The 24,653-nt window shown below is 59.5% G+C and carries 25 protein-coding genes; 13 read left to right on the top strand and 12 right to left on the bottom strand.

All coding sequences use genetic code 11. From position 1 onward, the window contains the following. The 4 genes from NR187_RS32690 to NR187_RS32675 all read left to right on the top strand — a co-directional run. The coding region (locus NR187_RS32690; RefSeq protein WP_256809161.1) for a Hachiman antiphage defense system protein HamA at window positions 1-449 on the top strand (449 nt) is incomplete at its 5' end. Next, the gene (locus NR187_RS32685; protein ID WP_256809160.1) at window positions 446-2,533 is read left to right on the top strand and encodes a DEAD/DEAH box helicase; all 2,088 of its coding nucleotides are present in this window, start codon (window positions 446-448) and stop codon (window positions 2,531-2,533) included. The genes NR187_RS32690 and NR187_RS32685, both read left to right, overlap by 4 nt. 24 nt (window positions 2,534-2,557) lie before the next feature. Further along, window positions 2,558-2,800, top strand: coding sequence for a hypothetical protein (locus tag NR187_RS32680; protein WP_256809157.1), 243 nt, complete (start codon window positions 2,558-2,560; stop codon window positions 2,798-2,800). Between the two features lie 73 nt (window positions 2,801-2,873). Beyond that, the gene (locus tag NR187_RS32675; protein WP_256809156.1) at window positions 2,874-3,845 is read left to right on the top strand and encodes a hypothetical protein; all 972 of its coding nucleotides are present in this window, start codon (window positions 2,874-2,876) and stop codon (window positions 3,843-3,845) included. Between the two features lie 202 nt (window positions 3,846-4,047). On the opposite strand, the gene NR187_RS32670 is transcribed toward NR187_RS32675, so the two are convergent. From NR187_RS32670 to NR187_RS32655, 4 genes are all read right to left on the bottom strand, one after another. Then, window positions 4,048-4,779, bottom strand: coding sequence for a PIN-like domain-containing protein (locus NR187_RS32670; RefSeq protein WP_256809155.1), 732 nt, complete (start codon window positions 4,777-4,779; stop codon window positions 4,048-4,050). Beyond that, on the bottom strand, window positions 4,676-5,338 hold the full coding sequence (locus NR187_RS32665; RefSeq protein ID WP_256809154.1) for a PIN-like domain-containing protein: 663 nt from the start codon (window positions 5,336-5,338) through the stop codon (window positions 4,676-4,678). The genes NR187_RS32670 and NR187_RS32665 overlap by 104 nt, the downstream gene beginning before the upstream one ends. An 841-nt stretch (window positions 5,339-6,179) precedes the next feature. Then, window positions 6,180-6,389, bottom strand: a complete 210-nt coding sequence (locus NR187_RS32660) for a hypothetical protein (RefSeq protein WP_256809153.1) — start codon at window positions 6,387-6,389, stop codon at window positions 6,180-6,182. 106 nt (window positions 6,390-6,495) lie between these two features. Then, entirely contained in the window at window positions 6,496-7,308 is an 813-nt protein-coding gene (locus tag NR187_RS32655) for a phosphotransferase (RefSeq protein ID WP_256809152.1), read from the bottom strand. A 350-nt stretch (window positions 7,309-7,658) separates the two neighbouring features. On the opposite strand from NR187_RS32655, the gene NR187_RS32650 reads away from it, so the two are divergent. Continuing rightward, window positions 7,659-9,122 carry an adenylate/guanylate cyclase domain-containing protein gene (locus NR187_RS32650; protein WP_211381800.1) on the top strand — a complete coding sequence of 488 codons (1,464 nt, stop codon included), beginning with the start codon at window positions 7,659-7,661 and terminating at the stop codon, window positions 9,120-9,122. A gap of 265 nt (window positions 9,123-9,387) precedes the next feature. Here NR187_RS32650 and NR187_RS32645 read toward each other — a convergent pair whose 3' ends face one another. Next, window positions 9,388-10,248 carry an SDR family oxidoreductase gene (locus NR187_RS32645; protein WP_211381799.1) on the bottom strand — a complete coding sequence of 287 codons (861 nt, stop codon included), beginning with the start codon at window positions 10,246-10,248 and terminating at the stop codon, window positions 9,388-9,390. A gap of 287 nt (window positions 10,249-10,535) precedes the next feature. Between NR187_RS32645 and NR187_RS32640 the strand changes: the two genes are divergently transcribed. Beyond that, window positions 10,536-10,898 (top strand): 2-dehydropantoate 2-reductase N-terminal domain-containing protein, encoded by a 363-nt coding sequence (locus tag NR187_RS32640; RefSeq protein WP_256809150.1) that lies wholly within the window; start codon window positions 10,536-10,538, stop codon window positions 10,896-10,898. A gap of 240 nt (window positions 10,899-11,138) precedes the next feature. Here NR187_RS32640 and NR187_RS32635 read toward each other — a convergent pair whose 3' ends face one another. Next, window positions 11,139-12,674 carry a winged helix-turn-helix domain-containing protein gene (locus NR187_RS32635; protein ID WP_211381797.1) on the bottom strand — a complete coding sequence of 512 codons (1,536 nt, stop codon included), beginning with the start codon at window positions 12,672-12,674 and terminating at the stop codon, window positions 11,139-11,141. Between the two features lie 215 nt (window positions 12,675-12,889). Here NR187_RS32635 and NR187_RS32630 point away from each other — a divergent pair, with 215 nt between their 5' ends. The 4 genes from NR187_RS32630 to NR187_RS32615 all read left to right on the top strand — a co-directional run bounded on the left by NR187_RS32630 (window position 12,890) and on the right by NR187_RS32615 (window position 16,211). Continuing rightward, window positions 12,890-13,879 (top strand): tripartite tricarboxylate transporter substrate binding protein, encoded by a 990-nt coding sequence (locus NR187_RS32630; protein WP_211381796.1) that lies wholly within the window; start codon window positions 12,890-12,892, stop codon window positions 13,877-13,879. Window positions 13,880-14,613: 734 nt separating this feature from the next. Next, the gene (locus NR187_RS32625; RefSeq protein ID WP_211381795.1) at window positions 14,614-15,744 is read left to right on the top strand and encodes a helix-turn-helix transcriptional regulator; all 1,131 of its coding nucleotides are present in this window, start codon (window positions 14,614-14,616) and stop codon (window positions 15,742-15,744) included. Window positions 15,745-15,757: 13 nt separating this feature from the next. Further along, the gene (locus NR187_RS32620; protein ID WP_211381794.1) at window positions 15,758-15,934 is read left to right on the top strand and encodes a hypothetical protein; all 177 of its coding nucleotides are present in this window, start codon (window positions 15,758-15,760) and stop codon (window positions 15,932-15,934) included. Then, window positions 15,924-16,211, top strand: a complete 288-nt coding sequence (locus tag NR187_RS32615) for a hypothetical protein (RefSeq protein ID WP_211382441.1) — start codon at window positions 15,924-15,926, stop codon at window positions 16,209-16,211. Before NR187_RS32620 ends, NR187_RS32615 begins: the two co-directional genes overlap by 11 nt. Before the next feature lie 165 nt (window positions 16,212-16,376). Here the strand turns inward: NR187_RS32615 and NR187_RS32610 are convergent, their stop codons facing one another. Continuing rightward, complete coding sequence (locus tag NR187_RS32610) at window positions 16,377-16,928, bottom strand: TetR/AcrR family transcriptional regulator (protein ID WP_211381793.1); 552 nt, start codon at window positions 16,926-16,928, stop codon at window positions 16,377-16,379. A 108-nt stretch (window positions 16,929-17,036) separates the two neighbouring features. On the opposite strand from NR187_RS32610, the gene NR187_RS32605 reads away from it, so the two are divergent. Both NR187_RS32605 and NR187_RS32600 read left to right on the top strand, forming a co-directional pair. Next, on the top strand, window positions 17,037-17,894 hold the full coding sequence (locus tag NR187_RS32605; protein ID WP_211381792.1) for an oxidoreductase: 858 nt from the start codon (window positions 17,037-17,039) through the stop codon (window positions 17,892-17,894). A 69-nt stretch (window positions 17,895-17,963) separates the two neighbouring features. Next, the gene (locus NR187_RS32600) at window positions 17,964-18,965 is read left to right on the top strand and encodes an NADP-dependent oxidoreductase (RefSeq protein WP_211381791.1); all 1,002 of its coding nucleotides are present in this window, start codon (window positions 17,964-17,966) and stop codon (window positions 18,963-18,965) included. Between the two features lie 85 nt (window positions 18,966-19,050). Here NR187_RS32600 and NR187_RS32595 read toward each other — a convergent pair whose 3' ends face one another. Further along, window positions 19,051-19,848: an adenylate/guanylate cyclase domain-containing protein gene (locus tag NR187_RS32595; RefSeq protein ID WP_211381790.1), complete on the bottom strand. Its 798-nt coding sequence runs from the start codon at window positions 19,846-19,848 to the stop codon at window positions 19,051-19,053. Window positions 19,849-20,057: 209 nt separating this feature from the next. On the opposite strand from NR187_RS32595, the gene NR187_RS32590 reads away from it, so the two are divergent. Beyond that, complete coding sequence (locus tag NR187_RS32590; protein WP_256809149.1) at window positions 20,058-20,561, top strand: hypothetical protein; 504 nt, start codon at window positions 20,058-20,060, stop codon at window positions 20,559-20,561. A 57-nt stretch (window positions 20,562-20,618) separates the two neighbouring features. Here the strand turns inward: NR187_RS32590 and NR187_RS32585 are convergent, their stop codons facing one another. From NR187_RS32585 to NR187_RS32570, 4 genes are all read right to left on the bottom strand, one after another. After that, window positions 20,619-21,815, bottom strand: a complete 1,197-nt coding sequence (locus NR187_RS32585) for an adenylate/guanylate cyclase domain-containing protein (RefSeq protein ID WP_256809147.1) — start codon at window positions 21,813-21,815, stop codon at window positions 20,619-20,621. Window positions 21,816-21,923: 108 nt separating this feature from the next. Further along, window positions 21,924-22,508 carry a HutD family protein gene (locus tag NR187_RS32580; RefSeq protein ID WP_256809145.1) on the bottom strand — a complete coding sequence of 195 codons (585 nt, stop codon included), beginning with the start codon at window positions 22,506-22,508 and terminating at the stop codon, window positions 21,924-21,926. A 111-nt stretch (window positions 22,509-22,619) separates the two neighbouring features. Then, on the bottom strand, window positions 22,620-23,774 hold the full coding sequence (locus NR187_RS32575) for an ABC transporter substrate-binding protein (protein WP_211381786.1): 1,155 nt from the start codon (window positions 23,772-23,774) through the stop codon (window positions 22,620-22,622). A gap of 27 nt (window positions 23,775-23,801) precedes the next feature. Further along, complete coding sequence (locus tag NR187_RS32570; protein ID WP_211381785.1) at window positions 23,802-24,647, bottom strand: amidohydrolase; 846 nt, start codon at window positions 24,645-24,647, stop codon at window positions 23,802-23,804. Window positions 24,648-24,653 lie beyond the last annotated feature (6 nt).

Raw genomic sequence — 24,653 nt, 5'->3', positions numbered from 1 at the left:
CCCTGGGCCTATTGCCGTCACGACCTCAGAGCTGTGGCCTGAAGACAGCGCTTACCGATCAAGCACTCTCTTCCGCGCTTAAAACATTATCAGATCACCTTGACGCAGGCTTCCTAGAGGAAGTTAAGGCGCTGATTGGTCCAAAAATCTCTCCAACTGACCCGCTGAGTGAAAAGCTATCATGGATTTTCGACGCTAACGCCTCATTGGATGAGATCGTCAACCGAATGGTCGTTCCCGTCCTCGTCGCAGCGAACTGCACGAGCAAACAAATCGGCGCGAAGCCCGTCACTTACAGTGCCGAAGTCAAATCTCGCCTCGCCAGGATGCAGAAACATTTGCACAAACGATATGGCACCGAACTCGATATTGTAGCGATTTACGTTCCTTTGAACGACAAAGACGCCCTAGAGGCTGAATTTGTTTCGAGGCTGGAAGCTTTCACGTGAATGTAACTCAACTTCGCGAGACACTTGCACAAACAGAGTTCGATGCAGCATCGGCATTTGCCATCTGCCGCGACGTTGCGCTCGCTTGGCAAGATCCAAAGATACCGATTGCGCAGTCCCTAGATTTGATCGTTCGGCTAGTTGCACAAAAACAAAGTCTTGTTCAAGCAGTACCCAACCTTGGGGACATGATAAATGACATTCTGCGCGTTGCAGGGCTGTATCCGTACATAGAAAACGAAACGCGCTGGACAAATCTACTGGCCGCTGACGCGATGCGGCTCCCAGCCCTTGAAGATATTACGCTTCACCTGGAACAGATGAAGGTTTTCGGGCTGCTCATTTCAGGCAAGTCATTGATACTTTCGGCTCCCACAAGTTTCGGAAAGAGCCTGTTAGTTGACGCCTTGATCTCAAGCAAACGCCCGCCTTGCGTGGTGATCGTCGTTCCAACGCTTGCTCTGCTTGACGAATATCGCAAGAGGTTGCGCAGGCGCTTCCCTGACTACAACATCATAACTCACGATTACCAATCACCCGCAGGGCAACTGAACATCTATGTCGGCACGCAAGAGCGAATTGCAACACGCGAAATAACTGAGCGCGTCAATCTGTTCGTGATAGACGAGTTTTATAAACTCGATCTGGACCGGGGCGACAATCGCGCACTGGCTCTAAATTCGGTCATGGCGCAATACGCAAAGGCCGCAGATCAAATTTATCTGCTAGGTCCTTCAATTGATGAAATTACGCCAAACACCTTGTTCCCTAAGGCTGTCGAGTTTTACAGCACAACTTTTTCTCCGGTTGCCGCCGACATCGTCGATTACACAGCGAACGGGCCAAACATCGACGAACTAATCGAGGTTATCGAAGAGACAAAGGGCGAGCCGACCTTGATCTACGTTCGCTCTCCTCAGTCTGCCGCGCGACTCGCGACCCAGATCATCGAGCGGCTATCAGACCCAATTGGTGACTTAGACCAACTTGGAGATTGGCTCGCAGACAGCTTCCACGAGAAATGGATACTCGCGAACTCCATCAGAAAAGGAATTGGGATACATCATGGCCGCGTTCCTCGATCAATTGGGCAGTATGAGATCAATCTTTTCAACAAGTCGAAAATTCCGATCTTAATCTGCACATCGACTTTAATCGAAGGCGTCAACACGGCAGCAAAGAACGTAATCATCTACGACAAATATATCAGCAAGAAGAAGTTAGATCGTTTTACCTACGACAACATCAAAGGCCGAGCAGGCCGAATGTTTCAGCACTATATCGGCCGCATATTCCTCTTTAATCCGCCTCCCGAACCATCGACCTTAGGCATCGACATTCCACTCTTTAGCGGTTTTGAGCACGCATCTGACGAAATGATTATGCATGTGCCCATAGATAGCCTGAGCCCCCGTGCCAAAGGAAAGCGCGAGCTTCTACTGCGAACAAGCTCACTACCCGCGAGCCTGCTTCAAAAGTGGTCGAGGTTTGGCATTGAGCAGCTAAATTCGCTTCGTGACGAAGTCGAAAGCCGACTGAGCGCCAAAGACGATAGCTTCGTTTGGCGCGGGTTCGGACGGTACGAAGAAATTGAAGCTGCCTTCTTGCTGGCATGGAATAACCTCGAGTTTGAGAAACATGGAATGTTTTCCGCTGAGCAAGCGGCATATTTTTCAAACTCACTTCGCAGTGCCGGTAACTTGAGCACTTTCTTCGCGCGATTTGTTCGGTCGGAAGGGCTCGCTGCGCAAGAGCCCATTGATCGCTGCTTCAATTTTCTTCGCGGCGCTGAGTTCACGTTTCCTGAAGTACTGAAGGCGGTGGAGGACGTGGTCAATTCCGTTCGCGAAGACCTCGTTGACTATTCGTTTTTTGCTCGTGCGCTGCAGAACTGGTTTCTTCCTGGCAATTTGCGAACATTGGAAGAATTTGGCATTCCTCTCCCCCTCATTCAGAAGCTCAATCGCAGACTACCAGAAGAAAATCCCGATGAAGCATTAGAAGTCGTTCGTCAGATGGCCTCGAACGGCGACGCTGATCTCAGCCCGCTGGAGATTGATATTCTCAACACAAACCTAAGTTGAACCTACTCAACACAGGAGTTCACGATGGCAACGAGGACCTTGATCACTGAAACTCGTAGAGGCGCGCTCGGGCAAAACGAAGACTGGTGGTACTTTGTTGCTAATGACGATGGGTCACGGCACATCGAGCACGAATGGTCCTACGTTGACGCGCACGGAAAAGGAAAGGATAGCGCGGGCACCAAGAAGCTAACGGTTGAGGAGTTTCTTAAGGACAACCACAACGCGGCTGCGGTGGGAAAGGTGAAGGAGTTGATGGCCAGATAGCCTGTCCACTCATGCTTTTGCCACCTGGGGATCATCATCCATGCGCGGAACGAACGAGCATGAAGGGCACTAAATGCTATACAAGCGAATAATCGAGCAAGGCACGATTAACGAGCCCGAGGGAAAGCCAGACCCGCAGTTTGCGTTGCCATCCACCGTGAACTGGATGCGCGCGGTTAGACTGCTAATCTCGGAGCGAGAGATCGACTTCCGCTCAGCGACGCAGGCTTACGCGGCCTTGGGCAAGCGAGAAATGAGCGATCTCGTTCAGAATACGGTGCTTGAACAACTATTCTTGAGCCTCCATCATCTATCTTCTTTGGACAAGATGAAAGACTTAAGGCCAGCCGCAGACTTCTGCCGGATCGGCATCTTGGCGTGGTACTACGGCATCTCAAATGCCGCGAGCGCGATGATCGCCGCACAAAACGGTTCATTCCAAGAAGATCATTCGGGAACGGCTAGACTTTGGGATTTGGAGATTGCTGCGCGTAACTTAGCTCTCCCGCCCTTCGACTGGCGAGTATCCAGCCTTCTGGAGGCAGCATACAAACCCGAACTGGATGCTTATCGAGGCCAAAGTACTGGAACTCTGCTCGCGACGCCGATGTCCATAGATCAAGCAAGGGGTGCGGCGTGCGCGTATCTGTCCGGTAGTGCAAAATGGTATGCGTGGCGCGCTACCGAAGAGGTACGAAGGACAACCGAGTTCAAACAATTGAACGTAGACAACTTTCGCACCAAGGCAGCTCGCGAGTTGAGAGACAAACGACTTGCTGGGCGGAGCATTGGGTTCGTACATCAAGCATTTCGATACAGAGGTAAGGCAAATTATCGGGAAGCGCTGTTTCTAGCATATGGACGTAGTATCGAACCGACAATCCATGAGTTCCTATCTGATCAAACAAAAGTTCTAAAATCGTTTGTTACGATGGCAGGTGCTTTTGCTGCGCGCAAACTAGGCCGAGAACTTTGGAATGAGTTTGTTATGGACGTAGAAGCTAACCGTGCATTCTCAATGAGTGTTTCCGACGTATGGCGATAGCAGCTCTGGTCCGTACCGAAGCACGCGCTTCCCTCCGGGTAGCGTCTTCGATCTTTGCTGTCGTCACCGTATAAGCAGTCTGCACACTCCTAAGTTCCGAAATGTGTAGCTGGGTTTGAAGAACTTCAATGCTGCTCTCAAAGTGGCTCGCAGCGAGTCTTGAAGCTGGGGAAGACAGAGGCTTTGCTCGGCTCAACTCTGATCATTCTTCCTCTTCTTCTTCCTCTTCTTCATCCGGAGGCGCTTGATCAAGCGCCCCCTCAATTGGAAGGTGTCGTTCTTTTAGTTGTTCTAGTGCTTTTCGTCCTCGCATGTAGTCTTGCAGGACGGCGTATTCGAGCGTTGAATTGGTAAGTTCGTCTCCCGACGCCTTTTCCAGTTTCCGCACTGCCTTGATATTGTGGACTGTCCGATCATAGCGATGCCTAAGTTCCCGCTTTAGATTGATCAATGATCGGATTTTTTCTTCAAAATTCGCGGTCTCGGTCATATTTACATTTTCAATCTCGCTATCGATTAGCCGCATTCGCTGCAGCAAAACGTCTCGTTCGCGTAGCAGCGAGAACTTTAGCTTTAGCCTTGGCTGAGCTGTATCAGGCAACTTCCAGCTATCGGCAGCTTTCCTTAGCTGCACTTCATCATGCCGAATTTCTTGAATCGCGGCAGGATCGATCCTTTGATTAAGGAAGCCTGTTGCATAGTCTAGGAACTGACTAAGCGTGTAGAGATAAAATCGTTGGCCGGAATAGGCCATCATTTCGGCGACAAGTTCAGGCCGGGGACCTATCTTCTGGCCTCGAAACTCAAGCCACCAATCATCCTTAACATCATCAGTGATGATTACGACGGGCTTCTGAACCTCCTTGGCCTTGTCTAACGCTTCTTTCCAAATGAAATAGTCGCCGTAGGCTTCCGAACCTTCCTTTTTTTGCATCCCGCAGACCGGGAGGAATTGCATTCTCAAACCTGCGCTTACCTTCTTTGACTAATTCCGCGAGTTGCTCTTCGGAGGGAGTAGCACCGACTGCATCCCCAATTAGATTGGAGAGCCTATTAAGAACCTGGTGCGCATCCTCAAGTTTGGGATGCTTTCGCTTGCTAGCCTCGATACGCGCAAGAAAATCTTTGATGAACTTATCGATCTCCACCTTTTCTTTTTGAGCATCGATCGTTTGATGGCGTGTGTACTCGTCGAAGAGACCACTCAGCTTCCTGCCCTGCGCCTCAATGTCACGAGACAACTTGTCGTAAGCATCACGATTTGCCTGGTCAACATCTCTCCATTTTCTGTGAAATTCAAACCCAACTCGATAGGGTATCCACACTCTAGGTTTCAGAGCTTGGAGTGTAGCCAAGACTTGAGCGGTCGTGTTTGATCCGTACCGAAACAGATGAAGTAGAATATTTGCGTCTGGGATGAAAAGGCATTCTTCCCATAGCTTCTTGAACTCTTCGTCGGATGGTGTGTAATAACCCGGGAATCTTTCGCGCATGTTTCATGCCAATCCAAAGCCGCCCGCTTGTTGTATTTCGCCTTAGACGACGAATCAACCGCTGAGAGATGTCGCGCTCAGGCATTGCGATAGCAATGCCCGTCGCTGGCGGCCTAGCTCGTGAAACGTATCCAGCTAAGTGGACTCCTTCACTGACGGCCAGTTCGGCGCGTGCCTGCAGAATGCGGACGTCGCCCATCGGGCTGCAAAGCCCCCCCCTACAGTGCTCGTACAGATACTCGGTACTGACGTGACCTGCGAATGGAAGCTCGACCTAGTGCAAGCTTCAATCTCGATTGTTTGCTCGCGCATCGGAGCGAACACATATTGCGCTTGCCAACGAGCATAAAGAGACAGAGAGTGTTGCACAAAGGTGAGACATATTGTCTACCTGTCCACCGGCATTTCGTGAAGATCAGGCGCAAATCGAGGATGGTGGATGCTCCTGCCGGGCCCACCAATGAAAACAACGCATTACGCATTGGCGGCACGGGGGTTGAAAATCGCCGCCACCGTTACCGCCACAGAAATGGTCAGTATCTGTTCGCAGGAGGCGGCGAACGTGCGGAGCTGTGAAAGGCGCTGTTGATCGCTAAGCAACGCAGGCGAGATGGAAGAGCGGTTTCGGCTTTACGAGATTGGCGCGCCACGGCCCGATGAAGATGGTCACTATTGCTTCGCCGTGGCGCTATGATGTGGTGGCCGCCCAAGCGATCCGGCCGGATAACAAGCGACGTATTGCGATCTTTCACTAGACCTGATGGGCTGCAGTCTTCCGAGTTTCGTAGGATGGTCCGGTTACCTTCGATAGCGGGCCTCCTCGACCAATCCCGGGGATCCCTCAGCGTCCGGCCTTGCGTTCAATCTCAAGCCGCTGTTCGGCGCCGCTGCGCTGTGTGGCGAGCATTTTGAGCAACGCATCCGGATCGAACAGCGGATTGGGTTCGCCCGGCTTGCGTGCCGCCAGCTTGTCGCGAACTTCCATCAATCCGTTGAAAATCGTATGGGCCGCAACGTGAACCGTGAGCGGCTGGTTGGGCTGTTTGACCATTGCGCTGAGCTGATCAAGGCTCGCAATAAGGACTTCGATTGCCCCAAAGGAGACACCGACGCCTCGCTTCGACAGGCCCCTTCGGCTCGCGCGCGACCAAGACGGTTCAGTCTTCCGAGCGCAGCCCCGCTTCGATGCGCTGGATCAGCCGCTCCCGCAATGACGGCACCACGTCGCCGAGGACGATGAAGGTGCGGACGATGGGCAAATACGGCTCCATGGCCGCCGTCAGCTCCGCGGGGGATATGCCGGTCAGTCGCGCGTATTCGGTTTGCGCGGCCGCATTGGTCGCGCGCGGACGCTCTGGATTGTCGGCTATTTCCGGGGCGAGTTCAGAAAGGACAACATGTAAGAACCCTAGCTCCAGCACGGCGGGCCCGCACATCACGCCGGCCCAGTCGACCAGCTTTGGGCCTTCCGATGTCATGATCACGTTCCCCGGGCTCAGGTCGGTATGGCAAAGCCCGTCGCCGGGCGGCAAGCGATCGATCAGCGTGAGGATTTCAGGGGCGATGTGCTTCGGGAGCTTGCCATCGTCGTGATCCAACCGAGCCTCCATACACTCGCGCATGGAGAGGACCTCCGACGGCAGGGGCGTCTTGTGAATGGACATGGCGAGGGCCGCAACGATCGCACCGGCCTGTTCGAACGTCACCGCGCCGGTTCGAGTTAGCTGCAGCAGGGTCGGTCCGTCGAGCCGCTGCAGCACGATGCCGAAGCGCCCGTCCAGCGTCACCTCGCCGAACACCTCAGGCACCGGGACCCCGGCGGCGAGCACGGCGCGGATCATGCGCACCTCGAACCAGGCCATCCCCCGCGGCACGCCGGGTTTGAGCAGTTTGACGACCTGACCGGGCGCCCAAGTGTAGGCTTCGGAGTGGGCGCCTTCACCAATCTTCTCCCCCAACGATCCCTGCATGCCTGTTCTCCGCCGTGCAGAGGAAACACCGGCGGCGAGCAAAAAGGAACCCCTCCCGTCGCGGGGGCCGCCGGACATTATGATCGCCTTCAACCTGCAGAGACCTTCGTCCACTCCGCTAAATGGTCCCAAGTCCGATTGTGGCCCACGGCGAAGTGCAGTTTGGCTCGAATATGGTCAGCTAATCGGGGCGGATCGGAAGTGACGCGGCTCCCCATCAAACCGACGCTGTTGACCCATAAGCGACATGGGTGGATTGAAAATCTTTGCAGTGCAATAGGCCCTGCGGCATCGGATGGCTCGCGAGGACCGGGCGAAGCTGATAGACTGCCATCGTCAGGAGCTGATCGATGACATCCATTGACGAGCGTCTTCTCGAAAGCAAGATGACGCAGATCGAGCAGGCCCGCACTTGGAGCCCGCGCGTAATCTCCAAGTTCGAAACGCTGATCCGCAGTGGTGACGAGGTTAGCGTGTACCGCGCCAATCCGCTGGCGTTCGCCCGTGATCGCAGTGTGGCTGAGCCGGAGTCGATCGATCTGTTTCTCCATGCCGCTCGCGCCGGGCTGGTCGACATGCATTGGGACATTCTCTGCCCCCACTCGGGTCTGGTGCTGGAAAGCTTCGGGAGGCTCCGTGCGCTCCGGAGCCATTTCGTCTGCGGGCTTTGCGATATCGAGGGTCAGACCGAACTCGACGACTTCATCGAAGTGTCCTTCTCCGTCTCGCCGCAAATTCGGCGCCTCGCCTTGTATGACGTCGACAATCTCTCGATCGAAGATCTGCACTGGAAGCTCAAGTTCGCCAACAGCGGACGGCTGCCCGGCGGACAGACTCGATTTGTCGATGTCTTGCGCGGTTTCGTTCGCGGAATGACTTATCTGCCGTCCGGCCTGACAACGACGCTGCAGACCGATATTGGGCCGGGCGCGGTCTCAGGCGTCAATGTCCAGACGCAGGCGGGCTTTACGCTCCCGGTCGTGCTCGATCCCACGGCCGTGCAGATGCCGAATACTCCGACGATCGTTCGTACCACCTATGACGGGCAGCGGTTCACGCCCTCCGTTGCGGCCGTGCCGTCGGGGCCTGTGGTCTTCGAGATCAGCAACATCGGCCCTAAGCGCGGATCGCTCCTCCTGATCAACTGGCCACCTGAAATCTTAGAAATGCCAGAGAAGCCGACCCTCGAATTCGATCCCTACGTCTCGGGCGGGATGCTGCTGACGCGTCAGACGTTCCGCAAGCTCTTCCGCTCAGAGCGCGTTGATGAGGAGGAGGGCCTCGGCGTTCGGCAAGTGACGTTCCTGTTCACGGACCTGAAGGGATCGACCGCGCTCTACGAGCGCCTCGGGGATCTTAATGCCTATGCTCTCGTCCGCGAACATTTCGCTCTCCTCGACGCAATTGCCCATCGGCATGCCGGTGCCATTGTGAAGACCATCGGCGATGCCGTCATGGCTGCGTTTTTCCAGCCGGTGGATGCCGTGGCGGCAGCGCTGCACATTCTGCGGGACATCGGAGAGTTCAACTCCAAGCACGGCCAGCCCGCCGTCATTCTCAAAATGGGGGCACATTGCGGACCTTCTATCGCCGTGACCCTCAACGAAAATCTCGACTATTTCGGCCAGACCGTGAATATTGCCGCGCGGGTGCAATCATTCGCCGACGCCGGCGAAATCTGTCTCACTGAAGCACTCTACACCGCGCCCGCTGTTCGCCAGCTGCTGGCGGGCCACCATGTCGAGGAGTTCGAGGCGCCGCTGCGCGGCGTCGAAGGCGAGGCGCGAGTCTACCGGATCACCGGCCGATTGTAGCCTAGGCTCTGCGGCAGTCCGCACTAGCGTAGTGAACGAAATGTATTTCCGACGTCTGGCCGCCGCGAGGCGGCTTTTCTTGGACACGGCAAGAGAAAAGAAGTCTGTTCGTGGCCCATTGCAGCCGTGCGCGCCCTACATCGGCATGTCCGGTGTGAGCAGTGGAGCGGAAATAGCGAACCTTCAGACAAACCGCCGCGTTTGACCCGTTGCAGAAGTGGTCCGCAAGTTTGTAGTCGCATTGTTCTCCCTTCTTCTTGCCTCATCAGAGAATGACGTCGAGGCCAAACTCTCGCTTAGCGATTGACTTAAATTCGTCGTCTGTGGCCCCGCCCATTTGCACGATCTCCTCGTCAGTCTTGCTTGCACGCCATTTAAGGAAAGGTTCGGCGTCGGGGCCCACAGGATATCGGAGCTGCCAACTGCCGCTTTTCACGATTTCGCAAATCTTTTCTCCAACAACGTACGGAGATGTGGGTTGGGTCAAGGACGCCGAAAACAGCGCGCGCTGTCGGCGTGCGTGAGGATAGGGACTATCCGGGGAGACCGGGCGTGCCTTGCTAAATATGGGAGTAGCAATTACCCCGGGCTCGACGATCGCGACCCGCACATTGAATGCCTTCATCTCTTGGGCCAAGCTTTCACTGAGTGCTTCAAGTGCCCATTTGGAGGCGGCATAGGACCCTGCTGGCGCGATCGCCATCCGACCGGCGATTGAGGTAACATTTATGATGCAGCCAGCGCCACGTGCGCGCATATTTGGAATTAGGGCCTTTATGCATCGCAATGCACCGAAGTAATTAGTTTCCATGACTCCGCGAAAAAATTCGAGCGGAAGCTCTTCTATGGACCCTCCACCGCCGAGACCCGCATTGTTCACCAAAACATCGATGTGACCACGGTCGTTGAGCAAACGCCGCATTAGACCATCAACGGAAGTATCGCTGTTGACGTCGAGTTCTTCGAACGAGATTGGCAGATCTTCGGCTTCAGCTATTTTCCTTAGCTCTGTGGCTCGGCTTAAATCTCGCATCGTGGCGATTACCGTGTGGCCGTTACGGGCCAAAGACACGGAGGTTGCCAGTCCAATGCCACTGCTGGTTCCGGTAACTAGCGCCAAAGCCATTACACAATCCTCCAATAGATTGGCGGGCAACAAGCGCCCAAATATGCGAACAACACTACGTTAGCAGACAGGATTGTCGTACGTCACCTCATGTTGGCGACGATTCTGTGCCCAATCCAAGCTGTCGGATGGACAAAACCCCCACCGAGGCTCTTCGCTCTGCCCAAGGGCGTTCCGTTGCATGATCGATGTCGCTTGTTGGGCCCATACCCGTCATCGGCCCTCTAGCCTGATGTCAGATCGGCGTACTTTAATATGTAGCCGAAGCTGACAGCAGGAGGGGGCTAATGCGATATCTTGTTTTGGTTGCGGGCGCGCTCGGGGGCTATTTCGGTGGAATGCTTATCAAGGGCGGAGCCGATGTTACTTTTCTCGTCCGACCAGCGCGCGCCGCCCAACTGGAACGTGATGGACTGGTCATCAAGACGCGCGCTTTTCGGTTTTCCCAGAACCAGACCGAACCAGTGGAGACCTACAATTACTCTGCCAGCGTCACCACGGTCATCTTGCGAGCTCGCCGCAACGCGCGCAGACGAGTCTCCGAACCCCATGCTGTACGGTTCTCGGACCTTTCCTCTCGCCACGCTATGAGCGCGGTAACGGCGATCAGCGCGACGGCAATAGCTAAGCCCGCCCCAAAATGCCAGTAGGACCTAAAACCGCTCAGCCGGGCCCACCAAAGAAAGTGCCGCACTTCGTTGTCCGTGGTCCGTTGCCATACTTCAGCAGTCCGCAAACGACCGCTCCACACTTGCTCTGGCTATGGACTCTCCGCCTGCATCATAGATTCGGAGACTTGGCCAAACGGCCGCTTCGCGCCAAAAGCGGTCAACCTCTTCCACCCGACCGGCAAAGACCGCAGCCGGGGAAGTACCGGTCTCGACAACCGGTCATCCCTCAGGAAGGCCCGCCTTACGCAACCCATCAAGATAGTGAAGAACACCTTCGGCAGACTGGAGATAGCGCTGGCCGGATAGTTTCTTCAGCGTGCAATCCGGTTCGATCCTGAGCAGCGCCGCTATGTGCGGCCCTGCTTCGTTTGTTTTTCCCAAATGCCCGTAGGCCGCCGCCAAAAGCATGCGACCGTTCCGAAAGTTCGGCGCGCGATCGACCATTTCGCGAAACGGCGCCAATGCCTCCTCGTACCGCCGCTGAACGAAATGCGCGAGTCCCTCGGTCATCAATGCCTGCGGCGGAAAGAAAGGATCCAGCCGCATGTAGCGTCGAAGAGCGGCAAGCCCCTCTTCCGGTTTGCCAAACAACACCAGGCATTGGCCGTATCGCCAGTCGCAATAGTTTGGATTTAGTGCAAAAACCCGATCCCAAGCCGCCAGACATGCCGCGCGATCACGCTGGAACATGGCTGCATTGGCGAGAACTCCGTATCCGAACGGTTCGTTCGGACCGAGTTCGACGGCCTTCCGGGCAAGTTCAAGCGCCCGCTGCAGGGTTTCCTCGCTTTGGTGTTCATGGTTGACGGGATTAATCCAGGCCAAGGTGTAGGTCGTCGAGAGCGCCGCATACGGACGAGCGAACGCGGGGTCCAGTTCGATGGAGCGTTCGAGCAGCTTTCGCGCCTCATAGAGTTCCTCGACCGGCCCTGTAAGCAGGCGCTTCATCATATGGTTGCCGCGCAGGAAGTAGTCGTATGCGTCCCAATTGGCAGTCGGCTTGGCCAGCGGACGATGTGCCTCGGCATCATCGATATGGATGGCCAGTTTGACGGAAATCATCCGCGCGATTTCGTCCTGGATCGAGAATGTATCGCCCAGCTTCCGGTCAAATCGATCCGCCCACAGATGCGCCCCCCGTGCAGCGTCGATCAATTGCGCCGTGATACGAACAGTGCCGTCGTTGCTTTGAATGCTTCCTTCGAGAACATATCGCGCGCCGAGTTCGTTGCCGATTTGTCGAACATCGACGCTTCGGCCTTTGTATTGAAACGACGAATTCCTCGCGATCACTAGCAATCCGGAAAATCGCGAAAGCTCGGTGATGATGTCCTCGATGATCCCTTCACAGAAATAATCCTGACTTGAATCCTGCGAGAGGTTGGCGAAGGCCAGGACAGCGATCGCGGGGAAGTCGGCAGACGATCGAGGCAATGGGCCGGCCCCCTTGCCATCACGCGAGACCGGCCCCTCGAGCAGATAGCCGCGCTTGGGCAGCGTCTTGATGATGCGTTGCGCGTCGTCACCGATCGCGAGGCGGATATCGCTTATGCAACGGGTCAGCGACTCCTCGCTGACGGTGACATCAGGCCAAATGGCCGCGATCAATTCATCCTTGGTGAGCGCCCGTCCGGCGTGCTCGGCAAGATAGCGCAGCACTTCAAAGCTTTTCGGCCGCAGCCTAATTTGACCGGCGGGCCCATGCAGGCAAAGCCGCTCCAGATCAAGCGTCAAAGAGCTGAAGATCAGTTTCATTTTCCTGATCTTACCCGAAACTGCGCGCCGGCGGCAGCGAGAAGTTTCAGGTTAATTTCACGACAGTTTCAGGACGGAGATCCCACATCCGTGGTCTGCTGGTATCGCGGCCGGAATTGTCATCGCCGCCCCATCCACATGGGTGGCAACATTGCGTTTCAGGACGCTTATTGATGCTTGTCGTCTTGCCCACGGTTGGTCAACGGAGAAAAGCGATGAGGTTGCCGCAGATTCGAAATGTCATCGCATTCACGATGCTGCTTGCCGGGGTCTATGCAGATACCCTGTCCACATGTCTTGCAGGCGAAGATTGGCCAAATCGTGCCGTGAAGATCATCGTTCCATTTGCCGCCGGGTCAGCCAACGACCTCAGTGCGCGTCTCTATGCCGAAGGGCTGGCCGGGCGATGGGGCAAGCCGGTCATCGTCGAGAACAGGCCCGGTGCGGACGCCATCGTCGGTGGCGGCGCGTTTGCGAATGCAAAAGACGACCACACCCTGCTTTACGGGACCGCCTCGATGATTACCGTGAACCCGCGGCTGCAGGAAGTGTTGCCCTACGATCCGTCCCGCGACATGGTGCCGATCTCCTCGACGGCGAGCGCCATTTTCGTCATCGCGGTTTACGATCGAATGCCGGTGCGTTCGCTGCCGGAATTGGCTCAACTGACGCGATCGAAGCCCGGCGAACTATCGTGGAGTTCAGGCCCGAGCCTGCCGCATTTCCTGTATGCCGCGATGCTGGCACGGCAGTCGCTCAAGCAGGTCTACGTTCCTTACCGGGACGGAACGACCCAGCAAGCGGATTTCAGTGAGGGGCGCGTTCAAATCCTTTCCCATGCCCTGCTGGCCGTCGGAGGTCCGGTGGCCGCCGGCAAGGCGCGGATACTTGCCGTCGCAAGTTCCGAGCGTGAGCCGAGCCTGCCTGGCATTCCGACGGTCGCAGAGGCCGGCTTTCCGGAGATGGAGATCGAGGGGCTGGCGGGTCTGTTCGGCTGGCGCGGTATGTCGCCCACGTTGCGGGACAAGATCTCCGCTGACGTGCGCGCGATATCCGCGGATCCCTCGATTCGCTCCCGCATCGAAGCGGCCGGGCAGCACGTTCTCGGCGGCACGCCCGACGAATTTTCCGCGGCGATCGAACAGCAACGATCGCGCATTCGCGAAATGGCCCGCATCGTCGATCTGAGAAATGCGGCAAATTAGCAGGACGTCCAGGGAAACGCGCGATTGCCGCGACAGTGCACTCAATGAGTCGCAACCTGGCTACGAGCTTGAGACAACTGTACTTCGATCGCAGATATTTCAACGGATGCAGGGACGTTCGAGTGAACACTCCAACGGGACCATCCTAGACGCGCTCTTTCTTGCCTTAATATGGCTAAGCACCTTATTTGCCATAAGCCCATGGCTGGCCTTTGGCTGCGGCGAGACTTCGCAGAACGGCTTGCAAATTCATGCGTTCTGCAAGCCGGGATTGGGCTGACGGTGTGCTCAAGGATTCTGGCCGTCTCGGTGGGTCCGAAGCTGGCTACTTGGCGGTGGCACGGCATTGATGCTCTACGCCACCATCGATTCGCCGGGACATCGATGCATTCATCGGGATTACGGCGACAGTGCGCTCAATGACCCGGGCTGCCTTCGCAGACTCGAAGGTTCATGAAATTAGGCAGCACTGTCATCGCAATGTCCGTTCCACTCGACAGAGTGCCTGTTCGCTATGCCGTCCGGCAGTCTGCCACGATGCCGGCGCGCTAAATCTAGGCTGGCCTGCGATATTCTACGCCTGTACAACGCTCGCCTTGGGTGGGAGGCAGTCGACTCGCACCATGCACACACTGAAGGCCGTCAGGTCTCAGAGCATATTGGTGTCCCACAGGTCGGTTGATGCGATCGCCCAGTTGCATCAATCGTGGTCAGTCGAACGAGCGGTGTCGGGAATGGTCGATCCGGAACTTTTGTCGCTGCTGATCGGCAATATCTACGACGCAGCACTCGACTCCAGCTTGTGGGCAGGCGTTCTCGAGCAGGCGACGCAATTCATCGGCGGAACTGCGGCTGGAATTTACTGGAAGGACATCACCGTTCAGGGTGAGCTTCACTACGTCTACAATGTTGAACCTTCCAGCGTGGACGAATATTTCAGCAAATATATCCGTTTCGATCCGAGTTTGACGGCTCAATTCTTTTTCAAGATCGGGGAGATCTACAACACGACCAACGTCTTGCCTTATAGCGAGTTCGTCGAGACGACTTTCTACAAGGAGTGGGTCAAGCCGAACGGGTGGGCCGATCATCTGGCTGCCACGCTCGACAAGACCGCAACGAGCTTCGCCCAGTTCGGAGTATTCCGAAGCGAGCGCCAAGGGCTTGCCGACGACGATATGCGGCAGCGCATGCAGCTGCTGGTTCCCCACGTGCGCCGCGCGGTATTGATCGGCAATGTCATCGACCTTCAAAAGGAAAAGGCCGGAAGTCTATCAGATGCGCTCAACGGGCTCGACGCCGGCGTTTTTCTGCTGGATAGTCATTGTCACGTTGCATTCTCCAACATGGCCGCGCAAGCGCTGCTCGATGATGCGACGATCCTGCGGGCCGTCAACCACACATTGATCGCCGTGGACCCAGATGCGGCGCAGGTATTGCGCGATGTCATCGCCGCCGCAAGCGGTGGCGACGGCGCTGTCGGCGCGGATGGTGTTGCCATTCCGCTGTCCGGCAAGCCTGGCCAGAATTGGGTCGCCGATATCCTGCCGCTGACCTCGGGGGCGCGCCGCCAAGCCGGGGCCCACCACTCTGCGGTCGCCGCCGTCTTCGTCCGAAAGGTGTCAATGGCGGCGCGTTACCCGACCGAAGTGGCGGCGCGACAATTTCGGCTCACGCCGAGCGAGGTGCGGGTGCTTGATGCGTTGCTGAAAGTCAGCGGAGTACCCAGGATAGCGGAGGCGCTTGGCATCAGCGAGGCCACCGTGAAAACGCATCTCCAGAATATCTTTGGAAAGACCGGCGTGCGCCGTCAGGCTGACTTGATCAAGCTCGTTGCGGCACATGCCAGGCCGTTTCCCGGGTAAGAGAGGACGAAACTTGTTGCTGCCACTCGTCGCGCTTTCCGAAGACGACGGCAGCATGAAGCCGGTGGGATCGCATACCGGCATGAGGCGTGATGCCGGCGAAGACCATGGCGAAGCGGTCACCGCCTTCAAGACGCGCGGCGAAGGTGTTGGCGTCGAAGCTTGCATGCAGACGATCGATGCCGGATAACCCCCATGCCTCCAGGAAAGGCCCGGAGACGACATTGACTGAAAATGGCAACATCGTCGGCGTCCGTCTGGATTATCGACTACCGCTCTCGCCGAGCCCAGCCTATACCGAGCAGCGGTTCACCGCTCTCTCGCGGCAGGAGACTTCCATGGCCAGTGAAAAAGGCCCGAACATCAAGAAGAAGCAGAAGTGCAAGAACTGCGAAGGCAAAGGCCTGCTCAAGAAGGGCGACAAGGTGGTGAAGTGCCAGCGCTGCAAAGGCACGGGCGTGCGCTGATGACGAGGTGATGACCGCTCCGCCACGCTATTTCGCGCGGGCCGCGCCCCCGACAGAGTGACCGTTTGCCGACCTTGAGGACGCGCGCGCCCGATTACCGTGACGGTGCGATCATCGAATCCGGCCGCTTTCGCCGGTTCGACACTCCCAGAATTCAGAGCGCTCTCACCCCAACAGCTCCTTCCTCGTCGCCCGAAGAATATCATCCGACAGCTTGGGATCGTTCACGGCGCGGGCGAGCACGAGGGCGCCGACCAGCGATGCGGTTGCCGCGAGCGCCTTGTCCTCGCGCTGCCGCGGCTTCAGTGCGGAGGGCATCCGGCTGCTCACTAGGGCGATCGCGCCGCGCACGCCGGCGGTGAAGCGCTCCCTCACGCCGCTGCTCTGGCGTGACACCTCACAAGCGAGAGCTGCGAAGGGGCAGCCGCCGGCGGGATCGTCGCGATGCGCGGGCGAGAGGTACTCCGAAACATAGTCGTCGAGCGCAAAAACCGCGGGCAGTTCGCGGCCCTTGGCGCTGATCGCATGGGCGATCGCCTCCTCGACCAGCCGCTCCTTGGAGCCGAACTGACTGTACAGGCTGCCGTGAGTCATGCCGGCGGCCTCGGCGAGTGCATCGACCCCGACGCCGGCGATGCCGCGCTCCCGCATCAGGCGGGAGGCGGCCTGAAGGATGTGCTCGCGGTTTTTGGCAGCCTGTTCTTTTGAAACGCGCATGTGGCGGGTCCCCCGGGCTTGACAATTATAGTTACGGTCGTCATGTATATCTTTAATTACGATCGTAATCAAATCAATTCACGGTCCATGACAGCACTGGAGAAGCTCATGAACAGGATCACGCCAAAGGTCGCGCTCGTGACCGGCGCCTCGTCCGGGATCGGCGAAGCCACGGCGAAGCGGCTCGCCGACGCCGGCTACAAGGTCTACGGCACCAGCCGGCGAGGCGCGCAGGCCGGCAGACAACCGTTCGAGATGCTGTCCCTCGACGTCACCAGCGATGCATCGGTGGAAGCCGCCGTCAGCGAGGCGATAAGGCGAGAGGGCCGCGTCGATCTGCTCGTGAACAATGCCGGCTTCGGTGTTGCCCCCGCGGCAGCGGAAGAGAGCTCGATGGATCAGGCCCGAGCGATCTTCGAGACGAACTTCTTCGGGCTGATCCGGATGACACGGGCCGTCTTGCCGCACATGCGGCGCCAGGGGAGCGGCCGCATCATCAACATCGGCTCCGTGCTCGGCTTTCTGCCGATGCCCTATGGCGCGCTCTATGCCGCAACCAAGCACGCGGTGGCCGGCTATTCGGAATCGCTCGACCATGAACTGCGCACGCGAGGCATCCGGGTCTCGGTGATCGAGCCCGCCTATACCAGGACGCCGTTCGACGCCAATTTCCTGGAGCCCGATGCCAAGCTCGATGAATATCGCGAGGCGCGCGCCGGCGTGACCAGGCGGGTGAACGAGGTGATGGCGACGGCCGAACAGCCCGGCGTGGTGGCCGAGACCGTGCTGAAGGCGGCGAGCGCGGCGCGCCCGCAGCTCAAGTACACGGCCGGCAGCCTCGCAAAGCGCCTGCGATTTCTGCGCCGGTTTGCGCCAGCCGTCCTGGTGGATGCCGGAATTCGAAAGGACCTGCGGCTAGATGCACCGGCGGCATCGCAGTCCGCGCGCACCGCCCGGGCCTTCTGACGGCGCGCAATCGGCGCACGCGCGGCCTGCTGCCGCCATTTGCGAAGAACCTTCGGACCGAGAGGAAAAATGAAAGCTCTTGTCTTCAAGCGCTACGGCAAGCCGGATCAGGTCGCGTTGGCCGACATTCCCCGGCCGGCGCCCGCGCCGAACGAAATCCTGGTCCAGGTTCACGCCGCGGGCTTGAACCCGGTCGACAACATGATTCCGAAAGGAATGTTCAAGCCGATCCTCAAGTTTCAACTGCCGGCCACGCTGGGCAGCGATCTTGCGGGCTTCGTCGTCGAGGTTGGAAGCCGCGTGACCCGCTTCAAGCCGGGCGATGCCGTCTTCGCCAGCATCTTCGATCTCGGAACCGGCGCTCTTGCCGAATTCGCGCGCGTGCCGGAGGACGCTGCCGCGCTCAAGCCGGCCAACCTGGACTTCGTGCAGGCGGCCTCGATCCCGATGGCCGGCCTGACGTCGTTGCAGGCCCTCAGAGAGCGCATACGTCTCAGGCCCGGTCAGAAGGTGTTCATCCCCGCCGGCGCCGGCGGGATCGGCACCTTCGCGATCCAGCTCGCGAAAGTTTTGGGCGCCCGGGTGGGGACGACGACCAGCACCGGCAATATCGATCTGGTGCGCAGCCTCGGGGCTGACGAGGTGATCGACTACACGACACAGAAATTCGAGGAGGTGCTGCGGGACTACGACGCCGTGCTGGGCACGCTCAGGGGCGATGCGCTCGAAAAATCGCTTCGGATCCTGAAGCCGGGAAGCACGATTGCTTCGCTGATCGGGCCCCCGGACGCGGCGTTCGCGCGTGCCCGGGGGATGAATGTCCTCATGGTGTTGCTGTTCGGATTGCTGAGCCGCAAGATCATTCGCCATGCCAGCAAGAATGGCGCCGCCTATTCGTTCCTGTTCGTGCATCCCGACGGCAAGCAACTCGCCGAGATCGGCGAGCTTCTCGAGGCCGAGCGCATCCGGCCGGTGATCGACAGGGTCTTTCCGTTCGAACAGGCCAAAGAGGCGCTTGCCTATCTCGAAAAGGGGCGGGCCAGGGGCAAAGTCGTCGTCCAGATGAGGTGACGGCGTGGTGGCAGCGGTCGCGCCTGCCTTGACGCTCAAGCGCCGATAGCGGGGCCGCCGGACCGGAACGCGGGCCGGCCCGCCCTCACCCCTCCACGCGGTACAGCCGCCATCGCTCCGGCACGCCCTTGAGCTGGTGCATGCCGTGATCGGCGAAGCGGATCTGGGACTGCGCCTTCATCAGCTCCTTGACCGCGCTCGACACCAGAACCTCGCCGGCGCGGGCCTTGGCGGCGACGCGGGTGCCGATGTGGAAGGCGAGGCCGACCGCCTCGGTGCCGCTGACCGTGTACTCGCCGGCATGCAGGCCCACCCTGATGTCGAGGCCCAGCGTGCGCACCGCCTTCCGGATCGCGGTTGCGCAGGCAATGCCGGCGGCCGGCGCCTTGAACGTCGCCAGCACCCCGTCGCCCGTCGTCACCACTTCCTTGCCGCGCGAGCTCTTCAGCTCTTTACGAACCGCCGCGTAATAGTGGCCCATGATCTTGGTCCAGCGCGCATCGCCGAGCTTGGCAGCTTTGGCGGTGGAGCCGACGATGTCGACGATCAGGATGGTGGCGAGGGCCTGCTTGAGCTCGGCGCCGGCGCCGGCCGATCGGCGCCGGTTCGCAATGGGCCCGGTCAGCGGTTCGTAACGATGGTTGCGGCGCCGCGCGATCGCGGCCTTTGCATAATCCTGGGCGCGCTGCGCGCTGCCACAGCGAACTGTCTTCTCCTGCGGCAGGCGCGTCCAATAGACCTTGCGCCCGTCGCCGGCGCCATGAACCTCAACGGCGCCCCATTTCAGGAAAACCGCCGAGCCGACACGCCTGACACACCATGCCTTCGACGTGTATCCGGAGACGTTGGACTGATGGACTCCGATGCGAAGAAATCTTGGCATGAACGCGCGGCCAATCGTGAGAACGTTCGGGCTACCGGGTACAAAGCGTAGTGCTACACTCTCGCGTTGGCAATACGATCCGGCGCGGAGGGCTCGGCGCTTGACGCGTGCGGCGGGGACCGGCAAATCTTGCTGCATTGTCGGCGCGACATGTTCCGGTCGGGCCGGACCTGTTCATTTGAAACCAGTGCAATTGAGACCCATGCAATATGCAAAACCAGTTTCGATATTGTCTTGAAGCCGCGCTGTTGTCGGCCGCGCTGGCCGTTGCCGCGTTGCCGGACATGGCGCGTGCGCAATCGGGGAGCGCCGGCGGCAGCATCGGCAATGACGAAAAGTCACTATCCGGTTCGCGCCAGACGCCGCGGGCAGCCGAGCCTTCGAAGCCGGCACGACGCAGCAGGCCGGAGGCCGACGCGCCGGGCCGCGCGCCGCAAAGGAGCGGCGGGGGGGGCAATCTCGACGGCGCATGGGTTCTGACCAGTGTCGGCACGCCCTGCGGCACCTCCACCGACGCGGTGGTCATCACCGGCGGCAAGCTGGTGGGAAAGTACGGCACCGCTCAAGTCAGTCCGAACGGCGCCACGTCCGGCGTCGGAGCTGCGGGGAGCCTGACCTGGACCATGTCGGGCCGGTTTTCGGGCCGCAGCGGCTCCGGCACATTCCGGCGATCCGATGGATGCGCCGGAAGCTGGACCGGATCGAAACAGTAGTCTGGACCATCCGCTTCCTGCGATCGGGCAGGCGGCGCAGCCGCGAGCATCCCGCCCTCAGCCGTGATAGGCGAACAGCTCGATCGGATCGCTGAAGCCGCGCACCTCGTGCCTGCCGACCCGCTCCAGGTCGAACTCGCGGTCGACCAGCTCGGCAAAATCCCGCGACAACAGCACCGTTCGTCCCAGCTGCTTGGTCAGGGCTTCGAGGCGCGAGGCCATGTTGACGGCGGGGCCGATCACGGTGAAGTCGAGCCGGGTGCTCGATCCGATATTGCCGTACATGACGTCGCCGACATGGACGCCGATGCCGTAGTTCAAGGGCGCGCGGCCGGTGCCGTTGTTGCGCTCGTTCAGCGCGGCCATGGCCTGGCGGGCCTCGGTCACGGCGCGCAGCAGCTTTGCGCAGGCGCCGGGCTCGCTGAGCGGGAAGATCGCGAGCAGGCCGTCGCCGATGAATTTCAGGATCTCGCCGCCGTGCCGCGCGATCGGCTCCGACATCGCGTCAAAATAATCGTTGAGCAGGTCGATGACGTCGTCGCGCGGCCAGTTGTCGGAGATCTTGGTGAAATCCCTGAGGTCGCAGATCATGATCGCGGCGCGCACCGTCGTGCCGGTGCCGCGCCGGGTGGCGCCGGCCAGGATCAGCTCGCCGGCATGGGCGCCGACATAGGTCTCGAGCAGCGTCCGCGCCAGCCGGTTCTTGATGCGGATCTCGCTGACCAGCGCCAACACCGGCAAGAGCTTCCTGAGTGCGGCGACATGCGCATCGTCGAAACCGCCGGGCCGGTCGGTCGCGAAGGTGACGAGATGGCGCTTGCCCAGCGTGTGATAGAGCGGCCAGGCCACATAGTCGGTGAGGCCCTTCTCGCGCATCTCGTCGTAAAGGGCGTGCTTGCGGCCGAGCGAGGGGTCGCGCTCGAGATCTTCGCGCACCTCGGTCGCGCCGTCGAACATTTCGTTGGCGGGACTGCCGATGAATTCCGACCGCTCGCGAACGTCGTAGTCGACCCGCGCGATCTCCGCCTCGCGCATGCCGTCGGACCACATGAAGCGGGCCCCCAGCCATTGCGGATGGTGGATCAGGACATGAAGCGTCGACCGCTTGAGCGGAATCCCCGCCTGCTGGAGCCGGATGCACATCTGCGCAAAGATATTGTCGATGAAGCGCTCGTCACGCGTGCCGTTGGTCAGCCAGTCGACGACGCCGTCGGCCTGGGTGGCGGGGGCCTGGTTGTCTTGCGGCACGCTCATATCCTGCCCCTTCGCGGCGATCTTCACGTGGGGAGATATCGTGCTCCGGCTCCGCGGCGTCAACCTGGCCAGTTGCATGGATTGTACGCATCGGCGGGCGGTTGCCGTCTAGCCGGCGAGGCGGATCGATCCCAGCACCGCCAGCCCCGAAACGAGCGCGAGCCGCGATTCCTCGGTCAGCTCGACCTTCAGCGTGCATTCGTGCGAAATCGCAAAATCCTCGCCGTCGAGGCGGATGCGGCATTCGCCGCGCGCCGCGTAAACCAGATGCGTGCCGGCGGACAATGGCCGATCGCCGGGTTCCCCGAGCGCTTCGAGCTCGATCTCCGCCGCACCGCGCCGGGCCATCAGGTTGACGACCTCGACCGGCCCCGCCTCGAGCTCGGTCACGATCTCGAGCTCGCCGGTGAAGCGCACGGTGGTGAACGGCTCGCGCTCGTCGAATTGCAGCCCCGGAGCCTTCAGCACCAGCCCGCGTCCATCGATGACCATCTGCAGGCGGTCGATGCCGGGCATAAAGGAGAAAGGACCGGGCGCGACGATCGGCGTCGAGGCAAAGCGCCAGAGCAGGCTGTCCCAATCCTTCACCGGCGCGCCATCGCGATGGGCGTCCGCGATATCGGTGAAAATGCCGCCGCCGTTCTTCCAGGGCGAGCGGGTGTAGTCTTCGGATTTGAGCAGCGTGGTTTTCATGTGTTGAAGCCGTCCGGCAGACAGGTGGGCGAATCTCAGTTGCGTATCAAGCACGCAGGATCGTAGCCCGGATCGCGCGAAGTGCAATCCGGGCTACGAGCTACCGATCGCTTACTCGCCTTTGCCACCCTTCAGCTTCGGCAAGGTCTCGACGATCTTCTGCTTGCCGTCGACGATCTCGGCGAGGAAACTGGCGCGGTCGATGTCGCCGTTCTGGTCCCAGCTTGTTTCCATCAGCATGCCGGGCGCCTTGTCGGGCGTCAGCGTCAGCCCCTTCATGGCCGCGCCGAAAGCCTTGCTGTCGAACTTACCGATCCTTTCGGTGACGTATTTGACGAGATAGACGGCGGTGTAGCCCTTGATGCCGTTGTGGTCGGGCCGGTACTTGTAGCGCGCGGTGAACTTGTTCGTGAATTCCTCGATCGCCGGCACCGGCGCATCGGCGGACAGGCCGACATGGCCACGCACGCCGTTGGCGGCGGGGCCGGCGAGCTCGACCACCTTCTGGCTGAGCAGCGTGGTCTCGCCGAACAGCGGCGTCGACAGGCCTTGCCGCTTCGCCTCGATCAGGAAGCGGGCGCTTTCCTCCTCGTTGGTGTAGACGAACACGGCGTCGGCCTTGGCGCCCTTCAGCTTGATCACGTCGGAGCCGAAATCGACCTGGCCCTGCTCGGTGGAGATATCGGCCGCGATCTCGACGTTGCGCGCCTTCATCTCCTTGACGAAATTGTCGTGGCCACCCTTGCCGAAATCATTGTTGACCCAGACCAGCGCGACCGTCTTCACCTTGAGCTTGTCGTGGAGATAGTTGGCGATCTTCGGCATCGAGAATTGCTGGCCGAAGGCGGTGCGGAAGATCCAGGGATTGCCCTGCGTGGTGATGTCGGCGGCCTCGGCGCCGACGATCTGCGGGATCTCGGCGGCCTGCGTCAGCGCCATGTTGACCTTGACCGAACCGGAATAGATCGGCCCGAGCACGACATAGGGATCCCTGTCCAGAACCTTCTGCACCTGTGCGCGCGAGACGCCGGGATTGCTCTGGGTGTCGAGATGCTCGGTCTGGATCTTCCGGCCGAGAATGCCGCCGGCAGCATTGATCTCGTCGACGGCGAGCGCGACGCCGTCGCGCCAATTGGTGCCGGAGACGGCACCGGGGCCGGAGAGCTCGATAACGTCGGGGATGTAGACTGTGCTCTGCGCCTGCGCGCCACCTGCAGATAGCGCAGCTGCAATCGCCACGACGACCGGCGCTGCAAGATTCCTCATGACGTCCTCCTCCCCTTTGCTTGCTTTTTATGATCGATCTGTCGTGTCGCCGAAGCCGAGCAGCCGTGCCGGCGTTCGCCACAGCAGGCGGTGCTGGTCGCTCGCGTCCGGAAACAGTTTCGTCAGCAGCGCGAGCAGCGGCCCGTAGTCGAGCCGTTCCGCCGCGCGCAGGAACGGATAGTCCGAGCCCCAGACGCAGCGATCGAGCGTGAAGGCCTCAACGAGCGCGGCGATGAACGGCCAGGTGTCCGCATAGGGGTGCGGCTGCTGCGAGAATTTGTAAGTGCCGGACAGTTTTACGTGCGCGTCACGCTCGCGGCCGATCGCCAGCAGCGCCTGAAAGGCTTTTCCGTTCAGGCCCTGCGCGACCGAGGGCCGACCGCAATGGTCGATCACGAGGCGCACCGACGATGCCTCGATCAGCGGCAGCAGCGCGAGCAATTGGTCCTGCTCGACCTGGACCTGGAGAAACAGGCCGAGGCTCGCCAGCTTCGCCAGCAGCGGTGCCGTATGGCGATAATGGTCGGCACCGTGGAACGGCACGTTGAAGGCAACGCCGACGACGCCCGCGGCTTTCAATCGTTCGAGCTCCTCGATGCCGACGTCGTTCTCGACCACGGCCACACCCCTGAACCGGCCGCCACCCTGCTTCAGCGTGTCGAGCAGGATGCGGCTGTCGCTGCCGTAACCGGTGTTGGTCGCGACGACGAGCGCGTGCCTGACGTCGAAGGCGTCGAACACGCGGATGAGCTGCGCCGCCGGTGCGATCTCCTGCCCGCTCGGACGGTACGGCGTGTCATCGGAATAGGGAAAGCGAACGGGATCGATGGCGTGGATGTGGCAGTCGATTTTGGGGGACGCCGGCAGTGTCATGGCGCG

It is taken from the genome of Bradyrhizobium sp. Bra64, from assembly GCF_024519875.1.
GTDB lineage: Bacteria > Pseudomonadota > Alphaproteobacteria > Rhizobiales > Xanthobacteraceae > Bradyrhizobium > Bradyrhizobium japonicum_G.
The sequence above is the reverse complement of the archived record's forward strand: the minus strand, read 5'-3'. Positions and strand labels throughout refer to the sequence as shown.